The sequence below is a fragment of the Ruegeria sp. YTSC002 genome, assembly GCF_059609845.1.
Genome location: NZ_JBXWML010000008.1, coordinates 102,739 through 117,390, shown reverse-complemented (window position 1 = coordinate 117,390; position 14,652 = coordinate 102,739). Strand labels below are relative to the sequence as shown.

The following is a 14,652-nucleotide window of genomic DNA, read 5'->3' as shown; positions in this document are numbered from 1 at the left end:
TGCTCCCCACGTGCATTTAAAGAGGTCTGCTCTTCTGCCCAAGCCTCTAGCTCGTCATTCCGACATTCGGCTACTGTGCTGCGCTCGCCACTTTGGGCTCGAACCCCGGTTTCGCTGCCAGAAGAGCGAACGGCGGCCCCTGATTTGCGAACGAACGCGCATTCAGGCAGTTGGAGTAGAAGGCCGCATCATCTATCGTCGAACGCATGTCGGACAAGGGACAACACTTGCAACGAAGGTTGGCGGCAATACTGGCCGCGGATGTCGTTGGGTATTCGGCGCTTATGCACAAAGATGAGCAAGCCACAATTCTAATGCTTGATCACCTGGAAAGCGACGTCGTCACCCCAACGATAGCCGGCCAATCAGGTCGTGTCGTGAAAAGCATGGGCGATGGTTGGTTGGTGCAATTTGACAGCGCGGCGCAAGCTGTAACCGCAGCAATGCAGCTACAAGAGCAGTTGGCTGATCACTCGTTAATAAACATGCGGATCGGTGTTCACGTGGGAGACATCACAGAAAAAGGGGATGACATCTTGGGCGACGGTGTAAACATTGCCGCACGGCTTGAGAGCATTGCGCCAACCGGTGGCATCGCAATTTCTGAACCCGTGCACTTAAACCTTGAACACACTCTGGCAGACGCTTTCAAAGCAGTTGGGAAAAAGAGGCTCAAGAACATCCAGCGCAGCCTGGATGTGTGGATTCACGATGGACTGAGCTACCCCCTGAATTTCGGACACTGACGTAAGCTACGATTTGTTGTTTGCTGATCTTCGACGAAGAGGAGATCAGAGATGTCGAAACGGAAGAACCATTCGCCCGAGTTCAAAGCGAAAGTCGCGCTTGAGGCTTTGAAGGGCGAGCGGACTGTTGCTGATCTGGCGAGCCAGTTTGGCGTTCACCCAACGATGATCCACAGCTGGAAACGGGCGCTTCTGGAAGGCGCGTCCGGCGTGTTCGAGCGTGGCGGAAAGAAGCCCCCAGAGATCGACGAGGAGCAAGTCAAAGAACTGCACGCGAAGATCGGGGAGCTGGCCGTTGCCAACGATTTTTTGTCACGAAAGCTCAAGCCGTGGATCGGCAAGTGAGGCGCAAGATGGTCGAGCCTGCCAATACCAACCTGTCGATTGGCAAACAGTGCAAGCTGTTGTCGATCTCGCGGTCATCGTTTTACTACATGCCCAAGGGTGAGACAGCGATGAATCTGATGTTGATGCGCCAGATCGATGAGCAGTTTCTGGAAACACCGTTCTTTGGCGTCCGGCAAATGACTTGGCACTTGCGAAACGAAGGCCATCTGGTGAACGAGAAGCGCATCCGACGCTTGATGCGGCTGATGGGCTTGATGCCGATCTATCAGAAACCAAACACCAGCAAAGCGGCGAAAGGGCACAAGACCTATCCCTATCTGCTGCGCGGCCTACGGGTGGAGCGCCCCAATCAGGTCTGGTGTGCCGACATCACGTATCTGCCGATGCGCAGGGGCTTTCTGTATCTGGTCGCCATCATGGACTGGCACACCCGAAAGGTGCTGGCCTGGCGCATCTCGAACACGCTGGAAGCCGACTTCTGCGTCGCGGCACTGAACGAGGCCATCGCCAGGTTTGGCCCACCGGAAATCATGAATACGGATCAGGGCAGCCAGTTCACCTCGTTTGCCTGGACCGACCGGCTACGCCGATCCGGAGTGCGTATCTCGATGGATGGCAAAGGCCGGTTCCTCGATAACATCTTCGTCGAGCGGCTCTGGCGGTCGTTGAAGTACGAATGCGTCTACCTGCACGCCTGGGAGACCGGATCAGAGGCGAAGGCGGGCGTTGGGAAATGGATCGAATTCTACAACCGCAAACGCCCACACTCCGCCCTTGGCGGCAAACCCCCAGCCGTGGTCTATTGGCTGAGAAAAGAAGAAATCCAAACCGATCAGCAGGAGCAAAAAGTAGCTTAAATTACACCGAAATCTGTCCAAACATTGGGGAGTAGCTCACTTCATCCGCAACAGCTATCGCCTAGCTGAATTGGTGGACACGGGACCGTGGCATATGAACAGTAAACACAACAGTCGCCTTCCAACGGCTTCAAAACTGTTTTGCACGACTTGCATTCATAGAACCACTGGCAAGCATCCGTTGGCATTTGCTCGGTTTCACTGTGGCCGCACTTCGGGCAAATCAGGGTGCTTTCTAGGACTACAGTTTGTTTTGTCATAGTCTCACATCTGCATGATCAGGTAATCGTTAATCCATGCCTCGTTAAACACAACGACCCAACCCACGCCGGTGATTAGAGTCGTTCCTGCAAGCCACCATTTCAACGTCGGCAAGGAACCGCGCCGATAAGATACCATCCATGATATCACGACGAGCGCCGTTGACATCGTCAGCACATAGTAACTCGCTGCGGCAACCTTCCCAAAGATTGCCAACCAACTGCCACCCAGCCCCAGTAACATCATCGTCATGGGCAAAACGCAGCAAGTCGCGACGCCAAGCGCTGATAGCGATCCCAAATAGCTGAGGCTAAGGTACTTCTGCATTCTGTTTCCCTGATGGACTACGTCGCGCGGAGTTGTAGAGACAACAACCTCTCGTTTAACTTCTGTAGCCACTACAGGATCAAGACAGGAAATCTCACATGTTTGCGATTGGGGAGGCATCCCGGCAAAGCGGTGTCGGAATTGATACTATCCGCTACTACGAACGCGAAGGGATCGTGCCGAAACCAGAAAGGGCATCGAATAATCGACGCATGTACTCCGCGCACGATGTGGGACGGCTTTGTTTTCTAAGGAAGTGCCGAGACATGGGTTTTTCGCTTGCCGATGCAAAGGTGCTTCTCAACCTATCCGAAGGTGATAGCGAGGATTGCCAATCCGTTAAGAAACTGGCCGAGCTTCATATCTCCAATGTGCGTATGAAGATAATCGAACTTAAGCGATTGGAGGCCGCCCTGAATGAACTTACGGCCAACTGTAACATCGGGAACGTTTCTTGCCCGATGCTTGCGCAGATACGGACCTACTAATGGCACTTTGAGGCTCGCAGTCGCCCTATGCCAACGCAGCATGACCCAAGATTCGGGCCGCGCAGAATCTACCGTTCGTTAGAGAAGCCAACTCGTTGATCCAGTACTGTTTCCATCAATCAATGAACATTCGGGCGTCGCCGCGGTGTTCTTGAAGCACACTGCGATTTCGGACAGTGAGCACTACCTACCGTGTCTGAGCAATCAATTTGCTGCATACGCACTCGGCAGGTTTTTATCATGAAGCCGACCTCTGATTTCCGAATCGCAGAGCAATGGTTCTGCTTATCCTTGTCCTAAATTGGGCTAGGCAGACTCAGATCTTCTGTTGCTTTCTATTGTATCAAGGCTTGTATCGTGCGTACTCGAAGTCCATATACACAAGGCTAACGTTTTTCTTTTTCGACCTGCTGTCTCCCAAATTCGGCGTTCAGTCTTTCGATTCAGACCGACCACGCCGAGTCGCCGCAATAATGCGGGCGGCAAGTATTAGGAGACTTCCACCATGGCAAATGGCACAGTAAAATGGTTCAACTCGACCAAAGGTTTTGGCTTTATCGAACCTGAAGATGGCAAGCGCGACGTGTTCGTGCATATTTCAGCACTCGAACGTTCCGGCATTAGCGAATTGAAGGACGGCCAGAAGGTTACCTTCGACGTCGAGGCTGGCCGTGACGGACGCGACAACGCCGCCAACCTGGCACTTGCATAGCCTGCTAGGGGCACCCTTCTGGGGTGCCCGTTTGCTCAGAGGGCTCCTAAGAGCCGTTGGAGAACAAGTCAGTTGCAACAGCAGGAATTGACCCGGGCGCTCGCGCAATACCGTGTGCCCGATACGAAGCGTAGCGTTTTTGAACTGACAATCACTGTCATCCCCTTTTTCGCGCTATGGGGCGCAGCGTGGTTTGCACTATCCCTTAGTATCTGGGTCGCTGTTCTACTGGCCATCCTGAACGCCGCATTTCTGGTGCGTATCTTCATCATCATGCATGATTGTGGTCACGGATCATTCTTTAGAAACCGTACCGTTTGCAATTGGACAGGCCGGGTCCTGGGTGTTCTCGCCCTCACACCTTATGACGTCTGGCGGCACAGCCATGCGATTCACCACGCCTCAACCGGCAACCTTGATCGGCGCGGGATGGGCGATATCCCTACGTTGACTGTAGAGGAATACCTGAAGCGCAAGTGGGCCAGTCGTGCCGCTTACAGGTTAATCCGGAACCCCTTCTTCCTGTTCTGTATCGTACCGGTCTACACGTTCTTTCTTCAAAATCGCTTGCCTTTTGGGTTCATGCGGTCAGGCTGGCTGTATTGGGCAAGTGCAATGGGAACAAACGCCGCGATTGCGGTGGTCCTGGCTCTGATTTTTTGGATCGGAGGCCTGGATGTACTGGTTTTTGTATTCCTTCCAACCATGATCGTCGCCGCGTCGATTGGTATTTGGCTATTCTATATTCAACACCAGTTTGAACACACGACTTGGGAGCGGGAAGAAGTGTGGAATCTTCAGAACGCCGCATTCTATGGAAGTTCTCACTATGCCCTGCCAGGCATCCTGCGGTGGTTCTCTGCCAATATCGGTGTGCACCATGTTCACCACCTTGCCAGCCGCATACCGTTTTATCGGCTAAACGAGGTATTGCGTGACCATTCCGAGTTGGAAAATTGCCAGCGTATTACTCTATATGAGAGCCTTCATTGCGCACGATTGCATCTTTGGGATGAAGAATGTCAGCGCCTGCTGACGTTTTCTCAGGCTTTGTCGAACGCCAATCCCAACAAGAGTTTAGTGTAATCTGGCGCGCACCAAAAAGGCTTCGACAGTATCACCGCCCAAGGCGCGAATGGCCTCTAGTCGGTGAAGGCCTTCAATTAGCACGAACCTCTTGTTGTCCGCGCGTATCTGGATCGGGGTCTTCTGGCCGTTCTTCAGAATATCTTCGGCCAGCGTCAGGACTTTTTGCTGATCAAGTGTTTTTGCACGCTTCACAGGTACATAGATCAGGTCGAGCGGGTATGGTTTCTTCTCCAGCATAAGCTACGTGTGCAACCTTTCTTGCATTTATTCCGGTACAGAGCTCGCTTCAAAAGCGGGGCGGGAACGCACGTCAAAGAACAGAACGAACAGCATCGCGCAGTTCCCGATGCATGATCCAAGTGGCTGGCTCATCGTCATTTTCGACGTGAGAAAATGCCAGAACTTGCGCGGCGCCATCATTCTGTGCCGATCCGGCTTCGGGAAGCTCGAGTTCCAGATATTCTGCAATCGATAGCCCGATTTTCTTGAAGACCTTGACGGACGCCTCGCGCGATTTGTAACCAGCTGCCTTGGTTAACTGACCAATGCTCAGTCCTTCCTTGCCTGCGATTGTAAGTGCTTTGAGCATGGTGACCTGCGCAGGGGTGAGCCTGATCTGACGCAATGCTTCGACATATTCTCCTTCACTGGGAATGAAGTTGCCGGAGTTCGCCTCCAAACGACGTCGAGCGCTGCGTTTCCTGTCTCGTTCTTCGAGAATTTCTTTTAAGGCTTCAATGGCCAATGACGGTGTTTCGCCAACTGCATCAGCAATCAAACCTTGCGTTTTCGCTGGTGGCTTGGGGAATGCGCGCGCAACGCTGTTACCGCTCAGAATGCCAGCCTTAATCAAGTACTTTCCAAATTCTACTTCGATCACTTCTGATACGTCGGCGTTCCGCGTCTTGCGAACACTGCGGTCCTGAAATGCTCTTTGTTCCAGACCACGCACTGACATCTTTGAGTCAGAAAGGGTCACTTGAGGGGCATTTTTACGCATCAGAGAAACACCACTACAATTACCGCTGCAACAAACACTGCTAACGCCATAGATATCTTAATCCCGTGGGACCGGCGACGCGCCTTTTCGGCTTTGATCCTTTTGCCAAGATTTTCGTCAATCGAGTTATGGTTCACGGCTTGGTCCCTCCGGATATTTCAGGCGGTATTGGTTTCCAATAACCTATTGTCGCGGCACAGTTTCGGTGCACTTATCGTTCTGTCGTGTGTACGGCCGATTGCATTCCCAACCGTCACCTCTCCGATTCAAGTGAGCATTTGAAGGGACAAGGATCGCAACGCACTTGTCCTGGTTTGCGCGAAATCCGCTCTCCGAACCCTTCGCTCCAGAATGGCGTTCTGCAACGAAGACACGGGCGTTCTTGCGGCACGTCATTGTGGGCGCGAGCCATGATCGTATCTGCGTCGTTGTCGAAGTCTTCCATCAGTTCTTAACCTCGATTTCTGTTTTGGTTTATACAGCGACTGGAAAAGAAAGTTCCGAGCCCTAAGCCTTGAGATTGAAGGAGCTGCCTGGTTCAGACTGTCCGATGGGACGGCCTGTAATCCGAGGGGTTTTAATAGGACGAACTGGCATTCCTTCGTTCTCAGCAGCTTGGACAGCGAAAGCATACCGAGAACCGCTTGCGCATCCTCGTGGTATGGCTCGTTGATCTGATGATCCGTCGTCTGCCTCAGAAATGAGCGACTCCGAGTAGAGGTGCCGAAGTTGAGTCTCAGACACACCATCCGCTTCCATAATCAATTGCACCATGGGATCGGCCAAAAGTTGGTCGAGCAAGAACTGCGACAACTGCTTTGAAGACAATTTATCCTTTGCGCGGGCTCTCTCCAAATCAGTAAGAGAAACGGTCAAGGTTCGCGCCAGACCGGGGTGAGATTTCCGTGGAAGCAGAAAGATTAGCACTGATGCTTTCCAGGCTTCTGGATCCAAATAATCTGGTGGTGCGGAAAGCTCAGTTTCTATGTCGTATTCGCCCGCCGGGAGTAATTCGTCAAAGCCAGGGAAAGTAAACGGCCTGGAAAAGACTGCGATTGTCTTGCTGATTAGTTGGTTCATTTGGGTAGTTCTCCTTTGCTGATACCGCTCGCTCGGAGATGTAAACAAGAACAAGCCACCCGCTCCCGGCAGGGTATTATCAGTTTTGAGGTTTAGGCTTTGATTTTTCGGGAACGGCGTCCTGCCCTTTCGACGTCACTTCTTTTTTTGACGCGTCCGCATCGTTTTCCTTCAGTGCGGCAGCCGCTCTGGTCGTCAGGTCTTTGAAAGACATCATTTTGATCCTTTGATTGTCCGCAACACCCACGAGCCCAGATAGGGTGTGAAAAGTGAATGCGGCTACATCCAATATAGGGATTGGGTGCCTCATTTACCACGTAAAGCCGTAGAATAAGACGGGTGGCTGAAGCAGAACCGAGGCGGCGGCAACCCTGGCGCGCTACTTTCGCTTCGAATATGGGCGATCAGTGTTCGCTGGGGTGCAGTCAACCAATGCGCCATCACCATGGAAGACTTTTGCTACATCAGGTGCAGCCATGCCGCGCGAGAGCGCGCTATAGTTCAATTTCAGCTTTACCTCGCCACCAGGGCGAAGCAGACAATTGGTGTTTTCAACAACGATATGATCACTGGTGGCTCCGACGAACGTGACGCCAGCAGGGAATATTAGACCCGCTGCATCGGTGTCCTGGAGTCCAATGCCAAGGATCGACCGAGTTTTCGAAGGACTGTCTAAAGTCACACACTGCATAGAAGGTATAGGATAATTCAATTGCAAGGAATTTGGATTTGATTTGGTCTTCGTTTCGATCACTTCCGCCCAAAGCGTGAAAACATCTGTGTAAAGCCCGTCGATCGCGTACCCCGAAACGGGATCGGTACCCAGCAGGATGGCCTCACCCAGACGCAGGTTGTTGATTTTTCCGGTCGCCCCCTTGCCAAGCGCCCATGGCAAACTGGCAGAACCGCCGCCTGACACTGTTTCCAGAGCGGGTCCACTTGCAAGTTCGGTGTCGGCGGCAAGCGACGAAAGCAATTCCATTGCTCCTGCAGAGGGTGCCACATGACCCAGACAGGCAATATTTGCGCCAATCCCCTTCAGAGAAATCCCTTCCATTCTAAGAATTTGAGACACAGTGCCCTCAAGGTGTTCAGGCAAGATGCCCTCCCGCATATCCCCCATTTCCACCATCAGGATAATATTGTGAGTAATGTTCTTCCCCAGCGCCTCGATGGCCAGGCTGGCGATAATGTCCATCTCAGTGTTGAAGCTGACATCGCAGTTATCAAGGACTTGCGCGACCTGGCTCAGCATGGGCGTTCGGATCAAGGATATGGAGCACGAGATTCCAGCATCGCGCATACGCATGATATTGCTGATCCGCGCGTCCGCCAGCCCTGTCGCGCCACCTTCAAGCATAGCATTCGCAATCTCAGGATGACCGCAAACGGCTTTTGTCACACCTGTCACCGTAATTCCGCGGGGTCTAAGGTGGTCGACCAGGAACCGTGTGTTGTACCGAATTTTGTCCAGATCAACGTCGATACGCAGCTTGCTCATTCAATCGTCGTAGCACGTACGGGTTGCAAGCGCGGAAAGGCAGATAGAACCATATTCACCAAGTTTTTTGGAGGACGGTTCAATGCGTCAGTGACCGGGAGATACAATTTGCAGTTGTAGTCTGTGATGGCCTTTGAAATCTCAACATCATTCATTCCTTCATGGTTGATCGTCATGCCAATTACCTCTGTGTTCGCAAAAGCCTCGATCAGGGTGATTTCATCGCAAGGGTCGGGCATAGTCATGTTGGGGAAATCACATCGACGTTTTCGTTTAGGCGCGTGTTGAAGAATAACTGCATGTGGCTGACTGCCTCGCAGAATGAAGGCTGATGTGCAAAAAGCCGGATGGCTTAGCGCGCCCTGGCCCTCGATCACTATTACATCGGGGTGCTCACCCTCGGATGCCGCAACAACAGCGCGCTCAAGTTCGCCACAACAAAATTGCGGCGGCACCGAATCCATCGCGACACCATACTTGGCGCCCTGCATCAAACCTGTCTGGCCGGTGCCGACCAAAACTGTTTTGATCCCATGCGCGTTAAGTGCGCCTGTCAGGATTGTCGCGGTTGTACGCTTTCCAATTGCACAATCGGTGCCGAACACCGCGATGCGGATCGCCTGGACGTCTCCAATACTGCCATCTAACAGGCGCAGGTCGGGATTGGGCCGCGGCTTGCGAATGTCGCGTATCGTGACATCGTGAATTTTGGCAAATCCGGCGAGCTCCTTGTCATCGCTAAGAAATTCATGCAGCCCACTGACGATGTTCATTCCGAGCGTTATCGCATCCACAACAACTTCGCGATCCTCAAGGGACATTCTGCCGCTGGCCGGCGCCATTCCGTAAATAAAAGTGTCGGGGATCGTAGCTTCATTAGCGACGGCGGCATCAAGATCATCGAAGATGGGAACCTGATTTGCGATATTATCAAGCACTTTGCCACTGTCACAACCGCCATACGTGCTGTCGATCACCGAAAGAACGCGATAGGCCTGTGAATGTCGAACGAGACCATTAGCCGTCTTGCCATCGATCTTTGCGAAGTTTCCTTCGCAATACACAATTGCAGTCGGTGTATCTGTCACGAGTGTCTTGCTGTGAAGCTCTGGAAAAACTGCTTGTTTAGGCGCCAGCTTTTGCGCATCGCTGGCAATGAACTGCTTGGCATCCGACGCAATGGGTACGGGTTTCATATTTGTTCCTTTTTAGAGTGTGAAACGCGCGTCCTTGGTAAGGACGGGCAATAATTGTGAAGTTTGGGAAAGTGGGCTTTCTGTCTGAATTCTCACTGGTTCAGAACACACAGCCCTTCTGATCGATGATAGTTTTTGTGGCATTGCCACCCATTGCCGGATCGGTCGATATGGGCATTTGCCGGTAGCTCGATTGCATTGCAGCGATCACCGGACGCCTCGTAGCCACGTTCGCATTTCCATCCAACTCCATGGATCGCGTCATCGTAGAAAGCATTTTCAGGCACGATGACGGCATCGCACCTTCCGTCTCGCTCAAAATATCCACGCTCGCAGGTCCAGGGGCGCCCGCTGGTTGATGCGTTCAGAAAAGCGTTTTCCGGCACTGCTATTGCAACGCACGCTTCACCATCTGTCTCGTAGCCACGGTTGCAACGCCATGCAGATCCATAAGTGCTGTTCGTCAGGTAAGCATTATCCGGCACGACAATTTTCTGGCAGCTATCGTCTACTTTTGTGTACCCCCGCAGGCATCGCCACCTCTCACCTGATGGATCGAGATATCCACCCTCAGGCACAATTACTTCAGTGCAAGAGGTGCCACCAACTTCAATGAAGCCATGCATACATGCCCACCCTGAGCCGTAGGTTCTGTTTGTGGGGTAGGCATTTCCCGGCACGACAATGGCCACGCATTCTTCGCCTTTCAACCGATAGGACAAATCGCATTCCCAACCGTCGCCATACTTTTTGGGATGCGCGTTATCAGGGATCGAATTTGTTTCGGCTGATGCGGGACTTGATGAGATAAAGGAGCCCGCCAAACTGCTGAAGACGACAACAAACAACGCAGTCATCAAGTGAGCGCAAAACCAGTGCTGTTTTTTTCGATTTGCCCTGGTGCTAACGGCGTTGTCCGAATGTTGAGTGATTGAGTTACGATCCATCCAGGTTCAGCCCCTCGATACAGGCCTGTGCCAGATCTTTGTTAGGAGTTTCAGATCCCGGTACCGTTGCCCAGCCTGCCTCCATGACGGCATCCTTCCGTTTGAAAGAAGAAGCCTCTTTGATTGTCGTTATTTTTTCGGCGCGTTGGGCGTCAGTTCTCGCCATGTCGACGCAGACCGGAACCAACGCAGCGATTACATTGTCGCGGGACATGGTGTTGGCCATCTTGTCCGCGCTACCGCCGGTCATCCATCCACCCCATGAAAATCCAACGACGCCTACGAAAACCCCGCCGATCAGAGCACCGTAGATTCCGGGTTTAAGCCATTCGGGCGTGTTCATAATCTATTCCTCCTGCGGGGAAAGCGCCGCATCGCTGTCATTGTTAGATGTGGCCAAGGTCTGGTCGTGCTTGAGCGCCAGTTCAAAATCTTCTGGGTCAATTGGGCGCACTTCCGTGCGGCCTGGCTTGCTGCCTTTGCCCCGAACTGTCAGGTAGGTTCCGGTTCTGCGATATGCTTCGAAACTCAGGCCCTGCAGTAGCTCTTCTTCGACAATTACTTCATACTCGCCTGCAGGAAGTTCATCCGGGTAGCCGCACAAAGAGAACGGATTGGAAAACGTCACCAAAGAACTGGACGATCTCGTGCTCACCTTGGTCCTCCATATAGTTGTTGGATCTTCCTCGCGCAGTCTGCCGCGGAATACGCTTGTAAGCGCCGCGGAAGTACTGGCGTTGTAAATTAGAATAGTGTGCAAATGGCAGACGCGCGCTGATCGATGTTAGTCGGCGGCCAATGACTTGAGATTCTATTGGAATCTCAAATGCATTTGGCATCCGAGGATCAGATACTGCCAGAAAATTGACTAACCTGCGTCAGTGCAACGATGTTTGGTTTCCGGCAACCTGATTTGTGTTGGCGGGATATTTGCTGGCGTGTTCTTAACGAGTAATTGAGAAGCGCAGGAAATCCAGTACCGCAATCGGACTGTATTTATCTTGCGCTTCTTTTTCAGTGAAATCCCAAATCTGCCGAAGCGAATGGCGTCTCTAACCAGGCAACTATCATCAAAACCCCGGCATCGCCCGAGGGGTGAACCTATTGCTTCAACAGTGGCCCGGCCTGATCCAGATAAGTGGGGTCAAAACCGGCCAACGTCACCAGTCCGTCATAATCATCAAATGCCACTTGCCCGGATTGAAAAGTAACCAACCCCTTCTCCCGCAGTTGCCGTAGGACACGATTAACATGCACGGCACTCAGTCCCAGTGCATCGGCAAGGTGGTATTGTGTCAGGGGGCAAGTGTATCCCGTCTTGTTTGCCATCCCGACCTGAGTCAGCCTCACACCAAGTTCCAAAAGAAAATGCGCCATGCGCTCACCCGCATCTCGCCGTCCTATGTTGACCAGGTGCTCAACCACCATCGCTTCATCTCGAGATACCGCCCAAAGAATTGCTGTCGCCAGCCGGGGCGTTTGCGCAAATGCTTCCAGGAGATCATCCACTACTACCTCGATAGCTTGGATTTCCATGATTGGTTCTATGCTGTGATCCGAGGTGTGTAGCAGGACGCTTCGCAAACCCAGAAAGTCACCGGGTATTTGGAAATCGACGATCTGACGCGACCCGTCAGTCTGGGTTTTGTAAGAACAAACCCAGCCCGAGGCCAGAACGTAGGCAGCCTGCTCTGATTGCCCTTGATGCACAAGATCACGTCCCGCTTCAAAGGTTCTGCGGCGTTTGTGCAAGCGTGCTAACACCGCAAGTTCAACCTCAGTCAGAGCGACGAAGTTTGAGAGCTTTCGGGTGAGCGGACTGTTCTTGATAGCGGGCAAATGTTCTTCCTTCATCAATGAGCCGCCCGCGAAACTATCCGACGCAAAGACTGCTTTCGATCAGTTGAGTATACTGCAATCTATGCCAGAATGATGCAATTCATCGTGGCGCTTCCTTGCTTGGACGCCTGTTACAAAAGGACGTCTACCATGACCGACCGGCAAGACCACTCAGGAATGGCCGCACTCTCAATCTGTGAAGCGCTTTTGCTTGCAATTAAGGATCGTGAGCTCCTGCCCGAACATGAGATAGTGGGCGTTCTGCGTGACGCAGCCGCTGCCCACGAAGCAGCGGTTGGCAACAAGGAAGAAAAGGATATGCACCAGGCCGCCGCTGTTCTGATAAACCAGATCATTGCTTCCGGCTATCGCGTTCGGCAGTAACGTTAATTTCTGTGTCAGAAAAACAAGATTACACTCGTCAAAAAAGCATAACAACAAATAGAAGTACTATTGGTGCCTCGTTCCCGATCAATTCAAACACGAAGCTAGAACCGAAGTTCCAATCTCTGCAATATCTCGACTTAATGAAAATTCCACGACCGCGACTTACTCCCTCTTCCCCGCCGACCTGCATGAGCCACAACGAGAATTTGATTAATGGCTGAAGGCCCGCATGGCCTGTCCTGCTGCACTGCCTGCGACAACGCAAACGTTGGCTTTGTTCGGCGTCTAAGTTGCTGATCCTATGTGCAGCGAAACTACAGTTTGATAGTATCGCATCATCATAGCTTTGAATGACCGGTCTGGCGACAACAGCTGCAACGCAGCGATGAATGCGCTGCTACAGCAAATCAATGCTGCGTCAGCAATTGCCGCAATCGCACAAGTCCGGTTTGTCCCGCAGACTGTGAGTTCGTGCACCCTGAAAATTTGCGCCTGCAGCGAACGGCCGGTTCGACGGGCCGCACCGCAGCGGCGACATGTGTCGATGAACGTCCTCTGTGGGTGGCTCCTGCATTGCAAGAGATTTTTTGCGATTTCTGCGGTCATTTTGTCAGTACTGTCGTCTGTCCGGCCTGTTTATGTTTTGGCATTGCCTCCACTGGCCTTGATGAATTCCGCGAGCGAGGTTCCAATCGGCTTATCGGCCTCGGAGGAGGGCCGCTGCCGTTCCCGGAGTGTCCTTGCTCTTGGTTGACTTAATTCCGCATCATCACTTCAACGTCTTGCATCTTATAGGCAGTCAGCGAGGCTAGAACGCAGGCTGCCGGTACTCCTGTTTCTTCGTGAGCATCGCCCAGATGGCCCGAGCCGCCTTGTTCGCCATAGCGGTTGTCGCCAGTCGGAATGGCTTGTTTGCAATGATCTTCGCCGTCCACAGATCCACTTTTTCAGGCGAACGTTTCGCCATGACCGCGCGCGATGTCATGCCCACCACTAGAAGTTTGCGAATGTAACGATCACCCTGTTTCGTGATCTTGCCCAATCGTTCTTTCCCGCCGCTGGATTTGTTGAGCGGTGTCAGTCCGAGCCAGGCCGCCAGATCGCGTCCGGTCCGGAACTGTTTTGCATCACCAATCGTTGCGACAATCGCAGAGGCCGTAATCGGGCCGATACCAGGCATACGCATCAATCTACGCGCATCTGCATTCAGAAGGGCATGTTGCTGGATCATCTTAGAATAGCCATCGATGCGTTCGTTCAGGCCGAGGAAATGATAGCACTGGATACCGAGCATGCCGTTGGCGATCTCCGGCATTTCTGGATGGTCGCCATCAAGGTGACGCTTTGCAAAAGCCGTCACCGCTTCGATCCCGATGGGCAAGATGTGCCCAAACTCGCGCAACAGGCTGCGGATCATGTTGGCCATCTGCGTGCGCTGCCGGACGGCCAGGTCACGCGTTCTGTGAATGGACAAAATGGCCTGCTGCTCTTCAGTCTTGATGTCTACGAAGCGCATGGTCGGGCGTCGAACTGCCTCGCATATTGCTTCCGCATCAACCGCGTCGTTCTTGCCTCGCTTCACATACGGTTTGACGTAACCAGCGGGCATGAGCTTCACATCATGGCCGAGCGTGCGCAGCTGACGGCCCCAATGATGCGACGATCCGCACGCTTCCATGCCGACCGTGCAAGGTGGCAGCGTCTCGAAGAACAACAGCAGCTTCGCGCGCTTGATGGCTTTGTTGAAAATCACTCGGCCGTTCTCCGAAATGCCGTGAACTTGAAAAACGTCCTTGGCCAGATCCAGGCCGACGGTCTTTACTGTCATTGGGTGGCTCCTTTCCTAGCAGTCGATGACAACTGCACTTTGGCAC

At 52.7% G+C, this 14,652-nt stretch carries 18 protein-coding genes; 6 read left to right on the top strand and 12 right to left on the bottom strand.

Going from position 1 to position 14,652, the window contains the following annotated elements:
- Positions 1–206 precede the first annotated feature (206 nt).
- Both AC2FFD_RS15710 and AC2FFD_RS15705 read left to right on the top strand, forming a co-directional pair.
- Positions 207–746, top strand: coding sequence for an adenylate/guanylate cyclase domain-containing protein (locus AC2FFD_RS15710; RefSeq protein ID WP_496873512.1), 540 nt, complete (start codon positions 207–209; stop codon positions 744–746).
- Positions 747–797: 51 nt separating this feature from the next.
- Positions 798–1,951, top strand: a protein-coding gene (locus tag AC2FFD_RS15705) for an IS3 family transposase (RefSeq protein ID WP_496873511.1) whose coding sequence is annotated in 2 segments (ribosomal slippage) — positions 798–1,065 and positions 1,065–1,951 — 1,155 coding nt in all. Because the reading frame shifts where the segments join, the coding sequence is not laid out codon by codon here.
- Positions 1,952–1,992: 41 nt separating this feature from the next.
- Here the strand turns inward: AC2FFD_RS15705 and AC2FFD_RS15700 are convergent.
- A complete protein-coding gene (locus AC2FFD_RS15700; RefSeq protein ID WP_237217120.1) occupies positions 1,993–2,211 on the bottom strand; it encodes a GDCCVxC domain-containing (seleno)protein in 219 nt (72 codons plus the stop codon).
- Positions 2,212–2,215: 4 nt separating this feature from the next.
- Entirely contained in the window at positions 2,216–2,539 is a 324-nt protein-coding gene (locus AC2FFD_RS15695; protein WP_170447553.1) for a hypothetical protein, read from the bottom strand.
- A 98-nt stretch (positions 2,540–2,637) separates the two neighbouring features.
- On the opposite strand from AC2FFD_RS15695, the gene AC2FFD_RS15690 reads away from it, so the two are divergent.
- From AC2FFD_RS15690 to AC2FFD_RS15680, 3 genes are all read left to right on the top strand, one after another.
- A complete protein-coding gene (locus tag AC2FFD_RS15690) occupies positions 2,638–3,027 on the top strand; it encodes a MerR family transcriptional regulator (protein WP_496873510.1) in 390 nt (129 codons plus the stop codon).
- A gap of 505 nt (positions 3,028–3,532) precedes the next feature.
- Positions 3,533–3,739: a cold-shock protein gene (locus AC2FFD_RS15685; RefSeq protein WP_480778806.1), complete on the top strand. Its 207-nt coding sequence runs from the start codon at positions 3,533–3,535 to the stop codon at positions 3,737–3,739.
- A 72-nt stretch (positions 3,740–3,811) separates the two neighbouring features.
- Positions 3,812–4,825, top strand: coding sequence for a fatty acid desaturase (locus AC2FFD_RS15680; RefSeq protein WP_496873509.1), 1,014 nt, complete (start codon positions 3,812–3,814; stop codon positions 4,823–4,825).
- Here the strand turns inward: AC2FFD_RS15680 and AC2FFD_RS15675 are convergent.
- The 9 genes from AC2FFD_RS15675 to AC2FFD_RS15635 all read right to left on the bottom strand — a co-directional run bounded on the left by AC2FFD_RS15675 (position 4,817) and on the right by AC2FFD_RS15635 (position 12,406).
- Complete coding sequence (locus tag AC2FFD_RS15675) at positions 4,817–5,065, bottom strand: ParB N-terminal domain-containing protein (protein ID WP_170452343.1); 249 nt, start codon at positions 5,063–5,065, stop codon at positions 4,817–4,819. The genes AC2FFD_RS15680 and AC2FFD_RS15675 overlap by 9 nt on opposite strands.
- 73 nt (positions 5,066–5,138) lie before the next feature.
- On the bottom strand, positions 5,139–5,828 hold the full coding sequence (locus AC2FFD_RS15670) for a hypothetical protein (RefSeq protein ID WP_496873508.1): 690 nt from the start codon (positions 5,826–5,828) through the stop codon (positions 5,139–5,141).
- Between the two features lie 507 nt (positions 5,829–6,335).
- On the bottom strand, positions 6,336–6,908 hold the full coding sequence (locus tag AC2FFD_RS15665) for a hypothetical protein (RefSeq protein WP_170743321.1): 573 nt from the start codon (positions 6,906–6,908) through the stop codon (positions 6,336–6,338).
- Positions 6,909–7,287: 379 nt separating this feature from the next.
- Complete coding sequence (locus AC2FFD_RS15660) at positions 7,288–8,409, bottom strand: alanine/ornithine racemase family PLP-dependent enzyme (RefSeq protein WP_496873507.1); 1,122 nt, start codon at positions 8,407–8,409, stop codon at positions 7,288–7,290.
- Positions 8,406–9,605, bottom strand: coding sequence for an N-acetyltransferase DgcN family protein (locus AC2FFD_RS15655; RefSeq protein WP_496812980.1), 1,200 nt, complete (start codon positions 9,603–9,605; stop codon positions 8,406–8,408). The genes AC2FFD_RS15660 and AC2FFD_RS15655 overlap by 4 nt, the downstream gene beginning before the upstream one ends.
- 92 nt (positions 9,606–9,697) lie before the next feature.
- A complete protein-coding gene (locus AC2FFD_RS15650) occupies positions 9,698–10,552 on the bottom strand; it encodes a hypothetical protein (RefSeq protein WP_480774557.1) in 855 nt (284 codons plus the stop codon).
- The gene (locus AC2FFD_RS15645) at positions 10,542–10,895 is read right to left on the bottom strand and encodes a hypothetical protein (protein WP_496873506.1); all 354 of its coding nucleotides are present in this window, start codon (positions 10,893–10,895) and stop codon (positions 10,542–10,544) included. Before AC2FFD_RS15645 ends, AC2FFD_RS15650 begins: the two co-directional genes overlap by 11 nt.
- 3 nt (positions 10,896–10,898) lie before the next feature.
- Positions 10,899–11,207, bottom strand: a complete 309-nt coding sequence (locus AC2FFD_RS15640) for a hypothetical protein (RefSeq protein WP_480774559.1) — start codon at positions 11,205–11,207, stop codon at positions 10,899–10,901.
- Positions 11,208–11,653: 446 nt separating this feature from the next.
- Positions 11,654–12,406, bottom strand: coding sequence for a Crp/Fnr family transcriptional regulator (locus tag AC2FFD_RS15635; RefSeq protein WP_496873505.1), 753 nt, complete (start codon positions 12,404–12,406; stop codon positions 11,654–11,656).
- 135 nt (positions 12,407–12,541) lie between these two features.
- Between AC2FFD_RS15635 and AC2FFD_RS15630 the strand changes: the two genes are divergently transcribed.
- On the top strand, positions 12,542–12,775 hold the full coding sequence (locus tag AC2FFD_RS15630; RefSeq protein ID WP_496873504.1) for a hypothetical protein: 234 nt from the start codon (positions 12,542–12,544) through the stop codon (positions 12,773–12,775).
- 811 nt (positions 12,776–13,586) lie between these two features.
- On the opposite strand, the gene AC2FFD_RS15625 is transcribed toward AC2FFD_RS15630, so the two are convergent.
- On the bottom strand, positions 13,587–14,606 hold the full coding sequence (locus AC2FFD_RS15625) for an IS110 family RNA-guided transposase (RefSeq protein ID WP_496873503.1): 1,020 nt from the start codon (positions 14,604–14,606) through the stop codon (positions 13,587–13,589).
- Between the last annotated feature and the right edge of the window lie 46 nt (positions 14,607–14,652).